This is a genomic window from Bacillus sp. BB081, from assembly GCF_008368895.1.
Lineage (GTDB): Bacteria > Bacillota > Bacilli > Bacillales > Bacillaceae_G > Bacillus_A > Bacillus_A wiedmannii.
The window spans coordinates 21,532-43,030 of sequence record NZ_QOZX01000077.1; the positions used below are offsets into that span (position 1 = coordinate 21,532).

General features: G+C 34.7%; 15 protein-coding genes, 2 pseudogenes and 1 other annotated feature. Of the genes and pseudogenes, 3 read left to right on the plus strand and 14 right to left on the minus strand.

Annotated features, from left to right (window positions below; genetic code table 11):
* Positions 1-12: 12 nt before the first annotated feature.
* The 3 genes and pseudogenes from DN394_RS24465 to DN394_RS24475 form a co-directional block, all read right to left on the minus strand.
* A complete protein-coding gene (locus DN394_RS24465; protein ID WP_097994064.1) occupies positions 13-696 on the minus strand; it encodes a DNA alkylation repair protein in 684 nt (227 codons plus the stop codon).
* A gap of 240 nt (positions 697-936) precedes the next feature.
* A pseudogene (locus DN394_RS24470) lies at positions 937-1,122 on the minus strand (cysteine synthase family protein); the annotation flags it as partial.
* Between the two features lie 11 nt (positions 1,123-1,133).
* Positions 1,134-1,523, minus strand: a complete 390-nt coding sequence (locus tag DN394_RS24475; RefSeq protein ID WP_149294337.1) for a VOC family protein — start codon at positions 1,521-1,523, stop codon at positions 1,134-1,136.
* Between the two features lie 565 nt (positions 1,524-2,088).
* On the opposite strand from DN394_RS24475, the gene DN394_RS24480 reads away from it, so the two are divergent.
* The 3 genes and pseudogenes from DN394_RS24480 (at position 2,089) to DN394_RS24490 (ending at position 4,207) form a co-directional block, all read left to right on the plus strand.
* Complete coding sequence (locus DN394_RS24480; protein WP_097918350.1) at positions 2,089-2,916, plus strand: peptidoglycan-N-acetylglucosamine deacetylase; 828 nt, start codon at positions 2,089-2,091, stop codon at positions 2,914-2,916.
* An 86-nt stretch (positions 2,917-3,002) separates the two neighbouring features.
* Positions 3,003-3,423: pseudogene (locus DN394_RS24485) on the plus strand (DUF3841 domain-containing protein); the annotation flags it as partial.
* A gap of 112 nt (positions 3,424-3,535) precedes the next feature.
* Positions 3,536-4,207 carry a TerC family protein gene (locus DN394_RS24490; protein ID WP_000346968.1) on the plus strand — a complete coding sequence of 224 codons (672 nt, stop codon included), beginning with the start codon at positions 3,536-3,538 and terminating at the stop codon, positions 4,205-4,207.
* A gap of 58 nt (positions 4,208-4,265) precedes the next feature.
* Here the strand turns inward: DN394_RS24490 and ltaS are convergent, their stop codons facing one another.
* The 11 genes from ltaS to DN394_RS24545 form a co-directional block, all read right to left on the minus strand.
* Positions 4,266-6,239 (minus strand): lipoteichoic acid synthase, encoded by a 1,974-nt coding sequence (gene ltaS, locus DN394_RS24495; RefSeq protein ID WP_000811613.1) that lies wholly within the window; start codon positions 6,237-6,239, stop codon positions 4,266-4,268.
* 531 nt (positions 6,240-6,770) lie between these two features.
* Positions 6,771-8,396 carry an ABC-F family ATP-binding cassette domain-containing protein gene (locus tag DN394_RS24500; RefSeq protein ID WP_000633870.1) on the minus strand — a complete coding sequence of 542 codons (1,626 nt, stop codon included), beginning with the start codon at positions 8,394-8,396 and terminating at the stop codon, positions 6,771-6,773.
* A 337-nt stretch (positions 8,397-8,733) separates the two neighbouring features.
* Positions 8,734-9,582 (minus strand): P-loop NTPase family protein, encoded by an 849-nt coding sequence (locus DN394_RS24505; protein WP_001093201.1) that lies wholly within the window; start codon positions 9,580-9,582, stop codon positions 8,734-8,736.
* 358 nt (positions 9,583-9,940) lie between these two features.
* The gene (locus tag DN394_RS24510; protein WP_141545454.1) at positions 9,941-13,057 is read right to left on the minus strand and encodes an MMPL family transporter; all 3,117 of its coding nucleotides are present in this window, start codon (positions 13,055-13,057) and stop codon (positions 9,941-9,943) included.
* A gap of 250 nt (positions 13,058-13,307) precedes the next feature.
* On the minus strand, positions 13,308-13,874 hold the full coding sequence (locus tag DN394_RS24515; RefSeq protein WP_001107287.1) for a TetR/AcrR family transcriptional regulator: 567 nt from the start codon (positions 13,872-13,874) through the stop codon (positions 13,308-13,310).
* A 229-nt stretch (positions 13,875-14,103) separates the two neighbouring features.
* Positions 14,104-15,261, minus strand: a complete 1,158-nt coding sequence (locus tag DN394_RS24520) for a GNAT family N-acetyltransferase (protein WP_141545453.1) — start codon at positions 15,259-15,261, stop codon at positions 14,104-14,106.
* Positions 15,262-15,396: 135 nt separating this feature from the next.
* Positions 15,397-16,686: a 3-phosphoshikimate 1-carboxyvinyltransferase gene (gene aroA, locus DN394_RS24525; RefSeq protein ID WP_149294339.1), complete on the minus strand. Its 1,290-nt coding sequence runs from the start codon at positions 16,684-16,686 to the stop codon at positions 15,397-15,399.
* 16 nt (positions 16,687-16,702) lie between these two features.
* Positions 16,703-17,803 (minus strand): prephenate dehydrogenase, encoded by a 1,101-nt coding sequence (gene tyrA / locus DN394_RS24530; protein WP_097918378.1) that lies wholly within the window; start codon positions 17,801-17,803, stop codon positions 16,703-16,705.
* On the minus strand, positions 17,796-18,896 hold the full coding sequence (gene hisC / locus DN394_RS24535; RefSeq protein WP_097918347.1) for a histidinol-phosphate transaminase: 1,101 nt from the start codon (positions 18,894-18,896) through the stop codon (positions 17,796-17,798). Before hisC ends, tyrA begins: the two co-directional genes overlap by 8 nt.
* Before the next feature lie 18 nt (positions 18,897-18,914).
* Entirely contained in the window at positions 18,915-20,087 is a 1,173-nt protein-coding gene (aroC, locus tag DN394_RS24540) for a chorismate synthase (protein WP_001269422.1), read from the minus strand.
* 53 nt (positions 20,088-20,140) lie between these two features.
* Positions 20,141-20,360, minus strand: a binding site (T-box leader).
* Positions 20,361-20,369: 9 nt separating this feature from the next.
* Positions 20,370-21,446, minus strand: coding sequence for a bifunctional 3-deoxy-7-phosphoheptulonate synthase/chorismate mutase (locus DN394_RS24545; protein ID WP_001273578.1), 1,077 nt, complete (start codon positions 21,444-21,446; stop codon positions 20,370-20,372).
* Between the last annotated feature and the right edge of the window lie 53 nt (positions 21,447-21,499).

Consider the following 21,499-nt stretch of genomic DNA (forward strand, 5'->3'; position numbering starts at 1 on the left):
GTTCCCCTTTTCTTATTTCACTTTCTTTTTTTCAGCTCTTTCTCTCGCCTTTTGTATATACGGTTCTGCGTCTGGTGTTTTGCATGACGTTGCCCCATGATCAACTTGTACTTTCCCAATTTCACGTGCAATTTCAATCGCTTTTCTCTCTAAGTCTTCATTACGAATTCCTATCGCGATTAAAGCACTATTCATCGCTTCTTTTTTTCTATTTTTTTCATTATGTATATTTGCTTTAATCTCTTCTAGATACGGAGTGAAGAATTCATCATGTAACGTTTTATTTTTAATCGCTATATTTGCTAATAGAGACCATCCTGCTCTTCCAATCCATTCATCATCAGACTTTGTCCATTCTTCCATTCTTTCTATCGCGATTGGCGACGTACAAATAGCCGTCATCAAAACGTCCATTAAACAATAATAATCAACTTCCTGTACCCATTTGTTTAGCTGTTCTGTCGTAACTTTCTTTGGTTCTAAAATCATTGTTGCTAAAGTCATTGCATCCATATTTTTAGTTTCCCATAAAGAAATTGCTAAATCGTGATCTTTTTTTATCTTCTTTTTTAACAATTTTAAATTGGCAAAACTAACTCCGAATAATGGCTCTTTCGCTCCGTGATTTTTATACGTTTTACGATTTTGTTCTGTTCCATATTCCTCTAGTTGCTGCATTACTTCCTCAAGTAACATATACCCACCTCTTTATCTTTTATGTTGACTTCATATATGTATGTACGATATATTCTACATTACTTTTTAGTTTTCCTATATGTATTTTTTAAATACGGTATGTGAAATTTTATAGTTGCTATATATAACTAAAACAACCACGAAAAACCTGTACATTTTACATATACAGGTTTTCATTTCATCAATTTTCCAAAGTATAAGAAATAGAATATGAAAGAACTTTTATTTATTCGATTTTCTCTATATTTGTTGTAAGCTCTTTACATCTGACCACTCTTCTATAGACACTGCGTCCGGAAAAACTGTAACTACATTAAAATTCGCACCTTTTTCTTTTTCAATTTGTTTAGTAGCTAATAAATTCGCTGCCGCAGACGTTCCTATTTTCATACCAGTTTCATTATAAAAACGTGCCATTTCATACAAAAAGAGCTTCTTTATTCAAATGCATTCATAAGCACAATTCTCCAACCATCTGGATCCTCTATTGTGGTCCCTTTCTCTATCCAATACGGATTTTCTGGTTCTACCTCATGATAGCCCATATTACTTAATCGATTCACTATTTTTTCAATTTCATCTTTATTAGGCATATAAAAAACTAGTAAATTATCTTTTGTCGGTGCCGGACATGGACTTCCATTAACATGCGTTGTAAACTCCAAATGATACTCGGCATCCGGTAATCCAAACATAACCCCATCATATCCTTCATGATTATGAAATTCTCCTATACGCTTTAACCCTAACCCCGTCTCATAAAAACTTATAACTTCTTCATATTTATCTGTTGGTCTTGCCATTCTAAATTGAACCCAACTCTTCATGCAAATCTCCTCCTTTTCATTTTCCAAAGCTTTATATTAATCATTATAGGTTACATATATTTCCTTTCACATCCCTCATTAGTGTGAGAACCGCCAAAGTTGAAAGACCTATTAGTTTATAAATAGTAGGACTTTAGTATTAAATTCATATAAAAGCAGTTATATAAATATTGAGATGTAATAAATATTTCTTCCGATAATATCAAATGTTCCCCAGACCAAAATTTAATTGTTTCTATACCAACATTTTAATAGAAAATAAAAATATTCGAATCAATAATTGGAACGAAAATGAAGTGATACAAAAGTATGATTAGTCCCCTTTCATTTTGATACCGATTCCCCTAAAAACCACCTACATCATTATTAGAAGAACCGAATTTGATTCTTGAAAATTTTCATAATAAACATTAAAATCACCCTATTTTTTCAAGACTGCAATTGATACAAAATCTTGCATATTTTTGAACAAACTTTTTTGCACTTGTAAAAAAGTTTTTTTGCATTTACCTACCTATAATTGCTAATATAGTAGAGTAGAACTTTTATAGAGAGAAGGAAAATTATGCACAATGGAATTCGAATGACAACTTTAGTAAAAAGGGCTATGTTGATTTGCGCTGGGGTATTATTTACTTATGAAGCAGCTTTTGGATCAGTACATACAGCTCTAGCAAGTTCAGAGGATGAAACAAAATCAGTCCAACTTGTAAGTGAGATTCAAACTTCTCTTGCACCGAAAGAAGCTCCTAAGCAATATAATGGGCAAGTTAGAAAAGTCGCTTACTTAACATTTGACGATGGTCCTGGAAAATATACAGCTGAGCTTTTAGATATGTTAAAAAGAGAAAATGCAAAAGCAACATTTTTCCTAATTGGTTCAAACGTAAAAGCATTCCCTGATCTTGTAAAACGTGAAGATACTGAAGGCCACTACGTTGGGATGCACAGTATGACTCATAACTACAAGAAACTTTACACTGAAGGTCATTACGTAGACGAAATGAAGGAAGATCAAGGCTTAATCGCTGGCGTTCTAGGTAAATCACCCGTATTAACTCGTCCTTCTTACGGCTCAATGCCAGGATTAAATGAAGCTCTTCGTAACAAAGTTGTTGAGAATGGCTTAAAAGTTTGGGATTGGACAATTGATTCATTAGACTGGAGATATAACAAAATGCCTGTTGACGCTGCGTCAGCTAAAATTGTAGAAAACGTTCTAAATGGTGCTAATAAACCAACAGAAGTTATTCTTATGCACGACATTCATCCACAATCCGTAAAAGCAGTACCTGGAATTATAAAAGGACTGAAAGAAAAAGGATATGAATTAGAAGCCTATAGTGAGAACGAACACTTCCCATTAAACTTCTGGCATGATAATCGTATGTAATGAAAAAGACTTGATTTCCTCTAGTAGGTTATTGAGTCTTTTTTATCGTTTTTGAGTATTACTTCTCGTATATTCAATTCAAATTTTTAGCACTTGATGTGCCGAATGAATGGGTACTATGGAGTGATATTAGTTACTGGTGTTGTGCCATGACTGCTAGCTCTATGTATTTTCATCAAACAAATAAACGAACAGTAGAAGACTGGTTTACCTTTATGAATGAAGAGTACAGATTAATATTCGACTTCGACTATTTATTATCTCATCTTGATTGGTATAAAGGTAAAGAGGCTTCATCGGAAAAACAAGGTGTTATCGGCAAAATCCCCCTTTCCTTTGTAAAAAAAGTAAAACGTTTTCGTGCTAAGAAAGATAAATCTATTAATGAAATCAGAAGTGATAACTGGGATAATAGAAAAGAAAACCGTATCAAAAAGATGAATCGAAAATTAAGAAAAAGAAACGACAAGCAAAAAAAAATTGCAAAAGCAACTTATACGGAATTAAAACATATATATCAAAATACAGTAAGAAATTATGGATTGAGTATACAAATTCAATCCTATTTTTTATATTATCAACACTTTAGCACATATTACTCTTAAGGAGTGATGTGTATATGGATTTTCTTTCAACCGAATATTTGTCTGCCTTACTTGCCATCATTGTAATTGATTTAGTGTTAGCTGGAGATAATGCCATCGTAATTGGATTAGCAGCAAGGCGATTACCGAAAGATCAACAAAAGAAAGTAATTATATGGGGAACTATCGGTGCAATCGCGATTAGAGCCCTCGCTACTTTAGTTGTCGTTTGGTTATTAAAAATACCAGGGCTACTTCTAATTGGTGGTGTACTCCTTATATGGATCGCTTACAAATTAATTGCTGAAGGTAAAGATCATGATATTAAGGCAGAAGAAGGATTTTGGTCTGCTATTAAAACCATTATTATAGCTGATGCATTAATGGGAATTGATAATGTTCTCGCTGTTGCAGGAGCTGCGCATGGCAATTTTTCTTTAGTAATCATTGGACTATTAGTATCTATTCCAGTAGTAGTATGGGGCAGTACCTTAATTTTAAAATGGGTGGACAGATTCCCTGTCATCATTACGATTGGAGCAGCTGTTTTAGCTTATACTGCTGCGAAAATGATTGTAGATGAGAAATGGTTCGCTGGATTTTTCGAAAGTAATCCTTTCATAAAATGGGCATTTATCATTATTATCATTGCTTGTGTAGTATTCTTTGGAAAGATGAAACAAAAAACGAAAGATAATTCTATATAATGACAACGTTATATGTACAAACAAAAGCGCTACTCAAATGAGTAGCGCTCTTTAATATTTATTTCGTTTCCCCGTCTTCAGTCGTCTTTACCTTCGTTTTATTTTTATCACGATGGTTATAGTTGTACTTCGAACGATCTACTGGTGTAAAACCTTCCGGTGTGTAGAATCGTAATAAGTCACCATTTACGACTTGGTCAGAGTATTTTAGCGATTTTTGAACCATTTGTTCATTTTGTTTTATTTCATCTGTTAATTCAACAGAGTTACCAGTTGCTGTATCATAGTATTTGCCGTTTAGCGCAGTCACTGTAGGACTTACATAGTTACCGTTACGGAATGGGACGACTTGTTTATGCTCTGGTGATAATAAATCAGATCCGAACTGGACATAATTTTTCGTATCTGTACCTAGTAAGTGTAATAACGTTGGAAGAACATCAATTTCTCCGCCGTATTGATGTTGTACGCCGCCCTTCATTCCTGGAACACGAATGATTAATGGTACACGTTGCAGTTGTGCATTTTCAAATGAGTTCATTTCTTTACCCATTACTTGAGACATTGCTGCGCCATGATTATCTGAAATACCATAATGGTCACCGTACATAACGATAATTGAGTTATCGTATAAACCAGATTGTTTCAAGTAATCCAAGAAACCTTTTACAGACTCATCTAAATAACGTGCCGTTTGGAAATACGTATCTACTGATGAATCACCTGTAGTTGCTGGTTCAATTGTTGCTTCCGCTTTATCAATCGGATAAGGGAAATGGTTCGATAACGTAATGAACTTCGTATAGAACGGTTGTTTCAATGTTTGTAATAACGGAATGGATTCATTAAAGAACGGTTTATCTTTTAATCCATAGTTTACTACATCTTTTTCATTCATATCATAGTATGACGCATCAAAGAATTTATTGAAACCAAATGATTTATAAATATCATCACGGTTCCAGAATGTTTTATAGTTACCGTGGAATACAGCTGATGTGTATCCTTGTTGTCCTAAAATAGCTGGTGCTGATTGATACGTGTTATGAGCTTTATTTGTAAAAACAGATCCTTGCGGTAATCCAAACATTGAGTTTTCTAACATGAACTCCGCATCAGATGTTTTACCTTGTCCTGTTTGATGGAAGAAGTTATCAAAGTATAACGTATTCGCATCTTTTGTAAATGAGTTTAAAAACGGTGTAACTTCTTGCCCATTTAATTTATAATCAATTAAAAAGTTTTGGAATGATTCTAAATGAATATAAATTACGTTCATTCCTTTTCCTTTACCGAAGTACTCAGGATTTGGACTTGCATATGTTGATGCAAGATAATTTCTAACCTCTGTCATATTATCTCCATCAGCTAACGCTCGTTCTGTTGATGCTTTCGCACTTTGAATGCCATCATAAATCGTATAGTTGTATGCCCCTAAATATTTCACAATGTAATTGCGGTCAAATGTTCTTGTTAATAATTCAGGACGATCGGATTCTGCAAGACCTAAGTTAATGCTGAATAATAAAATACCTGCTACAAATACTAGTGATACTTTATGTTTCGCAACACGAATTGGTTTTGGATTTGCAAATTTTGTTGCAACTAAAACGATTAAAATGATTGTATCTAAGAAATATAGTGGATCATATGCGTGTAGCAATGCAAAAATACTACCACCTAAATCTCCAAAGTTATTCGTTTGTGTTAATGTCGGGAACGTAATAAAGTCACTGAAAAAGCGATAATATACTACGTTTGCGTATAACAGTATAGACATTAACAAATTAATAACAATTAACCAAATGTAAGCACGTTTCCCCTTTGCGAATAATGCGAGCCCTAAAAATAAAACTGCTGAGCTTAACGGGTTGAAAAACAGTAAAAACTTTTGGATTGTGTTGGATATCCCTAAATTAAATTCTGTCACATATGCTGCGTATGTTTTTAACCAGAATAAAATAATGGCAAACACGAAAAATCCAAAGTGATTGCTTAACACTCGCTTACTCTTTAATAGTAATTGTTTCATCTCTCCACCTCTTTTGATCATCCAAGGCTTATTTTTTTATAAGTCTGTCTCTATTCAATTTTTTATCTTCAAATAGATTTTGTTTATTTAACTAAATGAAGAATATTAGTAATTATAATTTGAAGCTAGTATTTATTCAACTATTTCTTTCTAGACATTTTGACCTTGGTTTCTATTTAATAAAATAAATTTGTAACATTTTCTGTTTTCTCCCAAGTCTCATCCACTAACTATGACTCCACATACTATAAACCTTTCTTTACTGCTTCGCAAATAAATATGTCTCCAGTTCTGGAACATTAATGTAATATAATGAAATTCACAATAGATAGTATTTGTTTTTTTCGGTGTATATTAAATCCCTTCATATATTTCAAGTTTATTCTTGATACAGTCCTTTCTATATATATATAACATCAAAAGGTCTTTTCTTCTCTAAAGTTATTTCTGTATAATTATTCACAATTCATAAAATAAAAGATTATAAAAAAACCTCGCTCTCATAAAGAGAGCGAGGTTTTTCATCATTTATTATTGACCTTTGTACATTGCTTCTACTTGTTTTTGAAGTTCTTCATTTTCTAAGAACTCATCGTAAGTAGCCTCTTTATCGATTACACCGTTTGGCGTTACTTCGATAATGCGGTTTGCAATTGTTTGTACGAACTGATGGTCATGAGATGTAAATAACATTGTACCTTTAAATGCGATTAAACCGTTGTTTAATGCAGTGATAGACTCAAGGTCTAAGTGGTTCGTTGGATCGTCAAGTGTGATTACGTTCGCACCGCTTAACATCATTTTAGATAGCATACAACGAACTTTTTCGCCTCCAGATAATACAGAAACTTTCTTCTTAACTTCTTCACCTGAGAATAACATACGGCCTAAGAAACCACGTAAGAAGCTTTCTGACTCATCTTGTGGAGAGAATTGGCGTAACCAATCAACTAAGTTGGAGTCACTGTTCTCAAAGTATTTAGAGTTATCTCTTGGGAAGTAAGATTGAGATGTTGTAACGCCCCATTTGAATGAACCGCTATCTGGCTCCATTTCACCCATAAGGATTTTAAATAATGTTGTCATCGCAATATCGTTACGACCGATAAATGCAACTTTATCACCTTTATTTAAAGTGAAGTACACATTATCTAACACTTTTTCACCATCAATTGTTTTAGAAAGACCTTCAACAGTTAATAAGTCATTTCCTATTTCACGCTCAGGTGTAAAGCCAACAAATGGGTAACGACGTGATGATGGTCGAATATCATCTAATGTAATTTTATCTAATAATTTTTTACGAGAAGTTGCTTGTTTCGCTTTAGATGCGTTTGAGCTAAAGCGTGCAATGAAGTTTTGTAACTCTTTTACTTTCTCTTCTTTTTTCTTATTAGCATCTTGTGTTAATTTTAAAGCTAATTGGCTTGACTCATACCAGAAGTCATAGTTACCAACATAAAGTTGAATTTTACCGAAATCAAGATCAGCCATGTGCGTACAAACTTTATTTAAGAAGTGACGGTCATGGGATACAACGATTACTGTATTTTCAAAGTTCATTAAGAAGTTTTCTAACCATTGAATCGCTTTTAAGTCCAAGTGGTTGGTAGGCTCATCTAGTAATAGAATGTCAGGTTTACCAAATAATGCTTGAGCAAGTAATACTTTTACTTTCTCTGCCCCAGTTAATTCTGACAATTTCTTATCATGAACATCTTCACCAATACCTAAACCTTTAAGAAGGATTGCAGCTTCTGATTCTGCTTCCCAACCGTTAAGCTCAGCGAACTCACCTTCAAGTTCAGCAGCACGCATACCATCTTCATCACTAAAGTCTTCTTTCATGTAAATGGCATTTTTCTCTTGCATTACTTTGTAAAGTTGCGTGTGACCCATAATTACTGTTTCTAATACTGGGAACTCTTCATATTCAAAGTGGTTCTGTTTTAATACTGCTAGACGCTCACCTGGCGTAATATGTATATCACCTGTTGATTGTTCGATTTCTCCAGATAAAATCTTTAGAAATGTTGATTTACCCGCACCGTTTGCTCCGATTAAACCGTAGCAGTTACCTGGCGTGAATTTTATGTTAACATCTTCAAACAATTTGCGATCCGCGAAACGCAAACTAACGTTACTTACTGTAATCATTTGTGTCCTCCTACTAATACCGCTTATTTCAGCGTTTTCTCACCGATTGTCTTAAAAAATCGCATATTACGACTCAATTATTGTAGACTATAGCTATTATATAGTAGAAAAGGGATGAATAGCAACGGTTGATTGCTATTCATCCCTTTTCAAAATTGAATAAAACATTTGTTTTTAATTATATTAAAGTTACATTCACACTTTAAGGATGATTTATTTTGAAGAAAATATTTATAATTGTAGCATTATGTTTATCAATTGCTTCCTTAACTGCATGTAGTAGTAATAACAATGCAAAAACACCTATTGAATCAAAACAAGAGAAAAAAGTAAAAAGCTATTTCACCATTTGTATTGTTAACTTATCTTTTAACATTGACCTATATGAGTCAATTTCATATTTTGTATTATTGATTTTTTCTTTTTTCATTTTTAACATATCGAATATTTCTAACTCTAAATTCCTTCTAGCTTCAAGAACTTTTATTGCTCCTTCTACACCTGAATGGTTATGTTCTTTCCCATAGCCTTGGTTAGTGTAATAGTCGACAATTCCTGTGGACCATTCTGGAGTTCTTTCTTTTAATGCCTTCCTAAATGAAAATTCAAGATTATCTTGTTCTACATACAATAACATTGGATTTAAATTCTCTATGATTTTTGCAACTTTCATTACATAATTTATTATTTTTTCTTTTTGTTCACCATATTTAATCATCCCAATAGTTAATGGATTTTGTATGAAACAACATTCAAAGATATAAACCTTATTGTCTTCTAGAGCAATTTCAGCAAAGTCATTCCATTTGTCAGCAATTAATTCAACATTTTTATCGAATGGTAATTCATATATATCGTTTTTGAAAATATCGTGAAATAATTCGTCCGAAAATTGGTCACCAAACTCATTTTTTATCTTTCTGTATGGTAATAAATAATTGCTTCCTTTTTTTAGAACTCTTTTAAGAAGCACTTCTTTAAAATCTCCACTGTTATATAATAATCTATCGAATTCAAATTTATTAAAACAAGACACACCATCATAGTCGGCTGGGTGGTTCAAATTCCCCTCTAAAAATAGTTCAACTTCACTTTTATTTTGGCTTAGAATTTCATTTATTAGCTTTGCAGTGGTTGATTTTCCAAATCCAGGTAATCCTTCTACTATTATTAGTTTTGTATTCATAGTTATAAATCCCTTCCTTCAAAGTATTTAACCAAGATTAAAAAAATCACTTACTCCACTGCAATCACCCCTTCAAAATATGATATTCACCATTTCCTTTGAAAAATCATTCTTAAAGCAACCTGACCATTAGTTTAAGAACATTTTTTCACAATGTCTATAATTATTTTAACATAAATTTTCCATTTACCTTTTAAAAAAATATAGTCCACCCTTATTTGAGTGAACTATCTAAAGTAAATTATATCTTTTAAATCAAACACTTTGTCAGTAATCCCCAATCGTTGTGCTGGTATTTTTACTGTTTACTTTTTCCCTTCCTTCGTGGTAAATGGCATACTTTTAAAAGGGGATTCTTTTATTTTCTTTTGCTTAATTTCTTTGTATAATCCTTCATTTTACTCGTTAACCCTATTAAAGCAGGTAACAATATTGGCATCACAATGATAGCTAATAGCAATAGTGCAACGCCCACAACGGATGCTACTTGTATAAGCGTCAATACACCTGAAGGGATTAATGCAGCAAATGTACCAACTAGAATAAGTGCCGCTGATAATACGACTCCTCCTATGTGACGAGATGCATTTACAATTTTCGTCGCTGGGTCCCCTTCTAACTCATTGTATCTCGTCATTACAAAAATACTATAATCCACTCCTAAAGCGACAATCATTATGAAACTAAAGAATGGAACATTCCAGCTTAATGCATCTACATGTAATACATGCGTACTAATTTGTTCACTTATACCTAGTGATGCAAAGTACGCTAATATTAGCGATCCAATAATAAAGATTGTGTTTAATAATGAACGTGTAATCACGATTAATACGATCGCAATTCCAATTAACATAATTGTAGCCGTACGTAAGAAATCTTGCCCGGTTACTTCTTTTAGATCAACGTTTCTAGCTGTTGTTCCTCCGATTGCTGTTTTCACATTATTTAATTCGGTCCCCTTCAAAGTACCATCTATCGTTTTATTGATTTCTTGAATAATTGGCATCGCTTCTTTTGAATACGGATTTACGTCTAAAATGATTGTCATTTTAGCAGTCTTTCTATCATGTGACATGTACGTATTCAAAGCTTTTTGGAAATCTTCTCCCTCTAAAACTTCTTTTGGAATATAAAACTTCTCTGAGCTTTTTGATTCATTTAGCTCGCCTAAATATTTCTGTGCGTCATTTAGGCCGTTACTTACTTTCCCAAGCCCTTCAGTACTTTTAGATAAGCCTGATTGTAATTGCCCCATCTTTTCTTGCAAATCTTTCAGCCCAGTTAATAGCTGGCCTTGCCCATCATTTATTTTTGTTAATCCAGTTTGTAACTCTGATGACTTGTTCGCAATTTGTTTTGAACCGGAAGCACCTTCATTTAATCCATTTTTAAGATCAGCTGCCCCTTTTTGTAATTTAGTAACTCCATTTCTCATTTCTTTTAAGCCGTTATCGACTTTCAATAATGATTGATTTGCTTCTTTAAATGAGCCCATCGCCGCTTTATGCTGCGTTGCTAATTGATTTAATTCATTGGAAAGCACACCTAATTGCTTTTGAGCCTCTTTAGCAATTCCTATCGTTTGCAGTATGTTCGGATCATTTGCTAATTCTGGTTTCGTTTGAATGAAATTGGTCATTAACATTTCGATTTGTTCGTATCCTTTTTTCGCACCATCAATCGCTTGAGAAATGCTTCCGAAGTATTGATCGTAAGAACTTAAACCTTTTTCTAACTGTGCATAGCCAGCATGAAGCTGTGACGTTGCATTAGATAGTACATTTATATTTTCATTTACTGAAGTTAACCCACTCTCAATTTGCTGTGCTCCTTGTGCCCCATCGTTTATTCCATTCGATAATTGATTCAACGCTGTTCCTAAAGCCGATACACCATTTTTCGCCTCGTTCGTTCCATCAATTAATTTTTGAACATTCGCGAGGCCGTCTGACTCATTACCATCCATTTTATTTTTAGCATCCGTTAAACCATCATTGATTTCTTTTATGCCACCATTGGCATCTCCTAATCCTGTATTTAGTTCTCCCGCTTGTTTATTTATATATAATTCTTTTATCTTATCTCCAGTTGGACGTGTCGGTGCATATACTTCTGAAACACCTTTGACTTTCGAAATTTTATCAGTTAACTCATCTAAAGTTTGTAGAGACGTTCCTTCATCTAATTTTTTGTTTGATTGAATCACTAACGTACTTGGTGAAGAAAAACCAGGCGGAAAATGATCTTCTATTACGTTAATCCCCATCTTTGATTCGTACTTATTGTCTACTTCAAATAAGTCATTGTAATTAAGTGTACTGGAATATTTTAATACGAAAGGAATCGATATCACGCATACAATAATTAAAGCTACAAATGGTCTTGCTACTGAGTTTTTCGCAAAGAATCCCCATAATCGACTGTCTTCATGACCTTTAAATGTTTTAACTGGATAAAACATTCCTTTTCCTAAAAGCACCATGAAAAACGGATTTAAAGTGGTTAAAACGAGTAGTAATACTAAAACACCAATTGCTACCGCTGAAGTAGATTGATATAATTTAAAACTTGCTAAAGCAAGTGATGCAAAACCAATTAGCACCGCTATCCCACTATACAATACGGTTTTACCTGCCGATTTAAATGTTTCTTTCGTAGCTAAAAATGCGGTTTCTTGTTTACTTAATTCTTCTTTAAATCTCGTAAATAATAAAATGTTATAGTCTGTTCCCACTCCAAACAGAACGACAACTACAAAGACTTGCGTAAAGTTTGAAAATGGAAAATTAAATTGATCTACAAGATGAGCAATAATCCCCATTGAAACTAAGTACGATACACCAACTGTAAGAAGAGAAATAATCGGAACAACAGGTGAACGGAATACAATGATTAATACTATAAGAATGAAAATGATTGAAATAACTTCAGTCGTTTTCACTCCCTCTTGAGAGGATTTAAGAAAATCACCCGCTATTAAGTCACTTCCTGTTAAGTACGTTTTTACCCCTTTCGTTTGTACTTTTTTATGAAGATTATTTGCAACTTTTGATATTTCACCATGCTTTTTATCTATTGATATTTGCGTTAAAATGGTCGTATTATCTTTAGAAACTAATTGTTTCTCCAAATCTTTATTATCTAAATGTGAAACAACTTCCTTTATTCCTAATTGCTCTTTTTCATTTTGCAGGGCGTTGATTGTTTTTGTTATTTCCTCTTTTTTCTCAGTTGTTAAAGCCGTTTTACTTCCACTATTAAAAACAGCTATAACGTCATACTTTTCAGTCCCGTCTTTATCCATTTCTTTTATCATTTTGTCAGCAATACTACTTTGTGCTGTATTAGGAATCGTAATGTGCCCTTTTTCTTTCACTAATTTATCCATATTAGGCATCGTTACGATCATTGTAATAGTAATAAATATCCATAATAGAAAAGATACACTTCTCCAATTTTTCAGCTTGCTCATTTTAATCATCTCCCGTTTTGAAAGTTTCACGTAAGTTCAGGAATGAATATTCATTCCTATTATTCCGAAACTATTTTTAGGAATGAACGTTCATTCCTATCGTTCTATTAATTTATTTTATAAACCCTATTAAACTACTCTTTCCGGAATGAATGTTCATTCCCTTAGTTGCACAAATATCCTCTCCTACTTTCTTTTTTCAAATCTATTCAGGAATGAATATTCATTCCTATACTTATAAGCTATAGAATCAAATGATTCTAATAGCGTTCCAAGAACTTTCTTCCAATTCTTTTACTAATTCTTTTGAGTATTCTAACTGCCCTGTTGCAATTACCTTCGTTAGTTTTTCTAGCGGTTGATATACAATAATAATTAAAGCAACTGGAGGCAATGGACGAAGAAAACCTTTTGTGATTCCATCTTCAATAATATTCATAAAGAAGCCTATAAAATCGTCAAATATTTTCTTACTCTGCTCGTCAAGAAAATAACTATCGCAGTGAGAATTTGTAAATAAAAAAGCGTCTACATTGTTTCTCGCAAATTCAAATAAACGGTTGTACGTATGACTAAACTGTTCACGAATATTTGCTTCAACAGGAAAATCCGTTTTTATCATTTCAGAAAGCTCTAACATACTTTTTGAAAATAATGAGTTAACAAGCGCCTCTTTATTTTCAAAGTAGCGATAAATAGTACCCGCACCGACCTTTGCTTTTTCAGCGATCATTGGAATTGTCGTACCATCGTAACCACGCTCTGCGAAAAGTTGTATCGCAGCATCAAAAATATCCTCTTGTTTGTTTTTAGCCATTTTTTCCACCTCTATTTTCAGGAATGAAAATTCATTCCGTTTTTAATTATAAATTACATGGATTAAAAGTCAAGTGCGTGACCAGTATCGGTTCGTTTTTAATCCCTTGTTTGTGAAAAAATTATATCCGCGATTTTCAAGATATATCGACTTACCGAAAAAAACTGACAATATAATTTGAAGCCGCCCCAAAATTTTATTTGGGACAGCTCAATTTTCTATTTATAACTTAAAAGAAATCATAAATAAATGCTTTACGTACTGGAACTATATTCTCAAAAGCTCGTACTTCTTCTTCACTTCCGCTAATTAATCCAAGTTCATTGAGTTCTAATGGGCGTTTGTATCCAAACAATATTGTCGATAGTGCATTTATACCTAGTTTGATTCCTTTATCCATTGGTTCTTCTATAATTGTTATTTCATGATTCGCTAGTCTTACTGTTATGTTATTCCACTGAGCAAATGAATCTGTAATATGTAAAATTACTTCTTGCTGTGCATTGTTCCAGTTCAACTCATATTGTTTTAAGAACTGCTCCACATCTACAATTCTGCCCATAAAATATGGTTTTATTTCTGCCTTCACTCGTGGCTCTTGCAGTGTATATAATAACGGTTCGTTTTCACTTACTGTCATTTCAAGTTCTTTAATCATAGAATCATGCTGACAAATAAAGTTCCACAGACCATTTCGTGCTTCATTATGCAGCGGAACAAATTCTTCTACTGTCATTTTGTAGTTTTCTATTTTATATAGCATGTAGCCAGTTGCCTTTTTATTTTCATCGTAATAAATCGCTAATGTTAAATCATCATAAACAGCTTGTAACCACCATTTTTCATCGCGAACTAGCATACCAGAAAAACGTTCTGCAAATGTTTCATAAATCTTCTCGACTTCTTCTGAATGATTTTCTTTATTGAAACGCTTCACAGTACCATTTACTTGTTTTTTCATAACTAAATCACTCTTTGTCATATGACATACAAAGAGATTCGCACAAAGTTCCCAGCCGTATTTACGGTAAAATGAAACAGCAAATGGATGTAGCATCGATACTGTATATCCGTCATTTTTCATCGTTTGAAGTGAGTGTTGAAGCAATTCTTTTACATATCCACTTCTTCTATACTCAGGATACGTCGCTACCCCTGCAACGCCACCCATTTTAAATTTTTCTTTACCTATGTATATATGAAACGGAATAAGGTGCAGTTTTGCTGCTACATCTTCACCTTCCATAATACCGTATATTTCATGACTTTCTTTCATCTTTGTAAGTTGTTGCTGCAATCGTTCCTCATCAACTTTATATTGAAAAGCGTATTCCGATAAGCGTAATGCTTCTCTAAATCTATCTTCTTTTAATCGTATAACGTTCATATATTTCTCCTCCATTCCTTGTTTGAATTGTACCATAATTCTCAATATTCCAGTACGGCGAATGAAATTATATGAACTTAACGACACGAATCCAATATAAAAAGCAGATACATCCCGTATCTGCTTTTTATTACTTTATTTTGCTAACTTTTGAAGTTCTTCGAAGAATGTAGGATATGATACGCCTACTGCTTCTGCGTCTTCAATTGTTGTTTTTCCTTCTGCTAGACAGCCGGCAATTGCAAGCATCATTCCGATGCGGTGATCACCGTAACTATTTACTGTATTGCCTTTTAGTGCTGATTTTCCGTAAATAATCATGCCGTCATCAGTTGCTTCTATGCGAGCTCCTAGTTTCGTTAACTCCGCAACGACTGTATCGATACGGTTCGTTTCTTTTACTTTTAATTCGTGCGCATCTTTAATTACTGTAATTCCTTCTGCTTGCGTTGCCGCTAAAGCGATAACAGGAATTTCATCGATTAATCTTGGGATAATATCTCCGCCAATTTCAATTCCTTTTAATGAAGATGTTTCGATCGTAATGTTTGCTGCTGGTTCTGATGATCCTTCGTTAATTGGCTCTACAGTGAACATAGCACCCATTTTCTCTAAAACATCAATAATACCTGTACGAGTTGGGTTCATCCCTACATTTTGTAATACTAGTTTACTATTTGGAATGATTGCGCCTGCTACTAAGAAAAATGCTGCTGATGATACGTCACCTGGCACTTGAACGTCTGTTGCTGTTAACTTTTGCCCACCTGCAAGTTTCACTGTTTTTCCTTCGCGAGTTACTTTAACTCCAAATGCTTCAAGCATTCTTTCTGTATGATCGCGTGAAATATGTGGTTCTGTAACAGCTGTTACACCTTCTGCTCGAAGTCCTGCAAGTAAAATAGCTGACTTTACTTGTGCACTTGCTACAGGTGAAGTGTATTCAATTGCTTTTAAATCTCCACCACGTATTGTTAATGGTGTAAACGTTCCTTCTTCGCGGCCATCAATGATTGCACCCATTTGTTTTAATGGATTTGTTACACGTTTCATCGGTCTTTTCGCGATAGATGAATCACCTTGTATGCAAGAGAAAAATGGTGTATTTGCCAAAATTCCTGACATTAAACGTATTGTTGTACCAGAATTACCAACATCTAATACAGCTTTCGGTTCTTGTAATCCTTCTAACCCTTTACCAACTACAGTGACTTCATCACCGTTTTGCACGATGTCTACTCCCATTTCTTTAAAGCAAGAAATCGTACTTAAACAGTCTGCACCAGGCAAGAAACCTTTAATTGTTGTTGTTCCCTCTGCAATCGCGCCGAACATGACAGCACGGTGTGAAATGGATTTATCTCCTGGAATTGTAATGTTGCCATTTAATCCGTTATTAACAGGTTGTATCGATCTTTCCTTCACGTTTTCACCTTCTCATTTAAATTGTTTCATAAGTTTGGTATTTTTCTTCTCCAAGCACTAGCTTTGCTTTCATACGATCTTCTTCTCTTTGGAAGCTAATACGTAATACCCCAAGCAACCCTTCACGTGCTTCTAATATTTGCAAGTTCGTAATACTAATTTCTTCGCGTGCCAAAATACTCGTAATATGAGCCAATGCCCCTACTTTATCTAAAACATCGACGTATAAGTCGTGATAGGCAGGAATTGCCCCTCTCTTTCGTACTGGTAGAGAGTCACGGTATTCTTTCGCGTCTGCAAAATAGTTTTGAATCTCGCCTGCATCTCCGGTAGAAACTGTATCATATAAATCTTCCATTTCAGAGATCCACTCTTTTAATAATACCATTAAATGCTCACGATTTTGCTTAACAATATCACTCCACATTTTTGGGCTACTAGATGCGATACGTGTAATGTCTTTAAACCCTCCGGCAGCTAGTTGATGAATAAGTGGATTATCTCCTGCATGTTTCTCCACTTGTTTCACTAATCCTGCTGCGATAAGATGCGGAAAATGACTAACAATCCCTGTTACATAATCATGTTCTTCCGTATTTAAAACGAGAAAATGAGATCCTGTTCCTTGTAACCAACGCTTTAGTTCTTCCACATGTTCATTTGGCACATGATTCATCGGCGTTAAAATGTAAAATGCATTTTCAAATAAATGCGCTTTTGCACTTTCAACTCCAGTCTTATGAGAACCTGCCATCGGATGTCCACCAATGAAAGATACTTCCTTTGAAAATAAAGCTTCCGCTTCATTCATAATCGTTCCTTTTGTACTACCAACATCGGTTACAATCACATCTTCTCTTAAACGAAATGACGCTAATTTGTGTAATAACTTCTTCGTTTCTTCAACTGGAGAAGCAAAAACAATTAAATGCGCCTCTTCGCATGCACGCTGTAAATCTACCGCTACTTCATCTACTACGTGTAATTCTTTTGCACGCTCTACTTGTTCTTGAAAAATATCATAACCTGTTATCGTTACATCGTGCTCTTTCTTAATTGCTAATGCGAGAGAGCCTCCGATTAAACCAGTTCCAATTAAAACTACCTTTTTATGCATTTTCCTCATCTCGAGACTTTCTTTTTTTATTTTCAAAGTGTTGTTTTAACACTGAAATCACTCCTTCATTTTGCTCCCTTGTTCCGACTGTAATACGGACACCATTTGGGAACGGACGTATAATAAATCCTGCGTGTGCACAAGCTTCATAAATCTCCCCAGCATTCTCAACTGGCAAGAAGATGAAATTTGTTTGCGATGGATAAAACGGGATTTCATTTTCCTTACAAAAGATTTCGTATTGTTGTAATCCCTCTGTATTCACACGAACTATTTCCTCAATAAACTCGTCATCACCAAAAGCAATCGTCGCTGCTTTTTGCGCTAATGAAGATACGTTAAATGGCAAACGTACGACATTTAATTTCTCGATTAGCTCTTCCTGTCCAATTGCATATCCAACGCGGAAAGAAGCTAATCCGTACGCTTTAGAAAATGTTCTAAGTACAAGAATGTTTTTATGTTTTTCTAAAAGCGGTAATGTCTCCGGGAAATCTTTTGCTGTTACGTATTCATAGTACGCTTCATCAATGACAATTAACGTATTTTCACTAATACCTTCAATAAATTGAGTCAATTTTCGATCATTCACATATGTGCCTGTCGGGTTGTTCGGATTACAAATCCATACGATTTTCGTATTATTATTTATTGCTGACGAAATTTCGTCTAAATCGTATATACCGTTATTTAAAGGGATTTCTTTCACTTCACAACCTTCAATAATTGCATGATGACGGTACTGCGGAAATGTTGCACCAGCCGTTACGATGTTATCTCCTGCTTTAAGTACTGCACGGCTTATTATTTGAATGACTTCATCTAAACCACTACCGCAAAGTATTTGTTCCATTTGAACATGTAACTTATTTGCAATTGTTTGACGGAGCGTTGTAGCACCTCCGTCAGGATACAAAGCATGTTCCAACCACGATTTTTGCAACTCATCTAAAACACGTGGTGAGCAGCCGAATGGATTTTCATTTGATGCTAATTTCACAAATGAATGATCTCCGTACACTTCTTTCATTTGTTCAGGTGATTTACCTGGTTTATATGGTTGTAATGATGAGAGTTGATCTTTCACTTGCATGTTAAAACCACCTTTTTATTAAAATTCTTTTGCGTATTTATTATGTTGCGTAATGTTTTGCTGAATTAAATCCATACGATCTTTTCCGAATTGTTCGACTAGTGCATGTGCAAGTTCCCATGCTACAACAGATTCAGCTACTACACCTGCTGCTGGTACTGCACAACTATCAGATCTTTCAATACTCGCTTGGAATGCTTCTTTCGTATCAATGTCAACACTTGCTAACGGTTTGTATAATGTAGGTATTGGCTTCATAACTCCTCTTACGACAATTGGCATTCCTGTTGTCATACCGCCTTCTAAACCGCCGGCATTATTCGTTTTTCTCGTGTATCCATTTTCTTCATCCCATAATATTTCATCGTGTACTTTACTTCCTGGCTGTCTTGCTGCTTCAAAACCAACGCCAATTTCAGCACCTTTAAATGCATTAATACTCATAATTGCACCAGCAAGTTTTGCATCTAATTTACGATCGTAATGAACGTAACTACCAACACCTATTGGCATACCTTCTGCAATGACTTCAACAATACCGCCGATTGAATCCCCACTACTTTTAGCGTTATCTATCGCATCCATCATCTCTTGTTCTACTTCTTTATCTAAACATCGAACTGGTGAATTTTCAGTAATCGTTTGAATTTCTTCTATTGGTAAGTTTGAAATTCGTTTCGCTTGTACCCCACCAATTTCAAGAACATGCCCTGCAATTTCTACGCCTAATTCTTTCAAAATTTGTTTTGCAACTGCACCAGCAGCTACACGAACTGTCGTTTCTCTTGCAGATGAGCGCTCTAGTACATTTCTTATATCACGATGTCCGTATTTAATTGCGCCGTTTAAATCCGCATGTCCTGGACGTGGTTTTGTAATTGTACGTTTCATATCTTTACTTTCTTTTTCCGAAATTGGCTCTGCACCCATTACTTTCGTCCAATGTTTGAAATCATCATTTTTAACGATTAACGTTATTGGTGAGCCAAGTGTCATCCCATGACGAACACCACTTACAATTTCAACTGTATCAGTTTCTATTTGCATGCGTCTTCCGCGTCCGTGCCCTTTTTGTCTTCTTAATAATTCTTTATTAATATGTTCCGCTGTTAATGTTAAACCTGCTGGTACACCTTCTAAAATAACTGTTAACTGCGGTCCATGTGATTCTCCAGCTGTAATGTATCTCATTTCTCTTGCCCCTTTACTATTTTTTTGTACAAAAAAGTCCCTACTGAGCGCTCAGTAGGGACGATGTTTATCGCGGTACCACCCTAGTTGTAGACAACTATCGTCTACCTCTCTTCTTCTTTAACGATCGTTTGACCGTCTTCCCCTCCAAAAGTTGGCGGAAAAGATGCTCCAAGGCTGTAATTCATGCTTATCTTTGTACTGATTCACACCGACCATCAGCTCTCTTTAACAGTGAGATAAGCACTACTGTTTCCTCTTCAGCGCATATATGATATGGAATTAAGATAATTTATTTTTGAAACCTTTTAACTCATCCATGAATCTATGGAATTCTGGAATATCCATTTGTTGTGCAGAATCTGATAATGCAACCGCTGGGTCTGGGTGTACTTCAGCCATTACTGCATCTGCGCCAATTGCAAGCGCTGCTTTCGCTGTTGGTAATAATAAATCTCTGCGTCCAGTTGAATGCGTTACGTCAACGATTACTGGTAAATGTGTTTCTTTCTTTAAAATCGGTACTGCTGAAATGTCTAATGTGTTACGTGTCGCTCTTTCGTATGTGCGGATACCACGCTCACATAGAATAATTTGGTCGTTACCTTGTGCAATGATGTACTCAGCTGCGTTAATGAACTCATCAATTGTTGCTGCTAATCCACGTTTTAATAATACTGGCTTGTTAACTTTACCTACAGCTCGTAATAAATCGAAGTTTTGCATGTTACGTGCACCAACTTGAATTACATCAACGTAGTCTAATGCCATTTCAACATCGTTCGGATTTAAAATTTCACTAATGATCGCTAAGTCAAACTCATCTGCAACCTGGCGTAAAATTTGTAATCCTTCTACTCCTAAACCTTGGAAATCGTATGGAGATGTTCTTGGTTTGAAAGCACCACCGCGCATTAATTTTAGACCTTGGTCTTTCATCGCTTGCCCTACTTGGCGAACTTGCTCTAAGCTTTCTACCGCACAAGGTCCCATGATGAACGTTTGTGTTCCGTTTCCAATCAATTCACCTTTTACATTAACGATTGTATTTTCTTGTTTCTTTTTACGTGATACTAGTAATGCTTTACGGTTATCATCTTCTTGTAATTCTAAGCTAGCTTTGAAGATTGTTTTGAAAATGTGTTGAACTGTTGACGTTTCGAATGGTCCTTCGTTATGCTCTGCGATCATATCAAGCACTTCACGCTCACGTACTGGATCAAATCGTTTCGTACCTTGTACTTGCTTCTGTTCCCCAATTTTTTGAACGATTTCACCACGTTTGTTTAAAAGGTGTAATAGTTGTAAGTTAATTTCATCTACCTGTTTACGTAATTGATCTAATTCATGATTTGCCATTTGGAAATCCTCCTCTAATGTTTTAAAAGTATAGTAAGAGAATGAAAAATTCT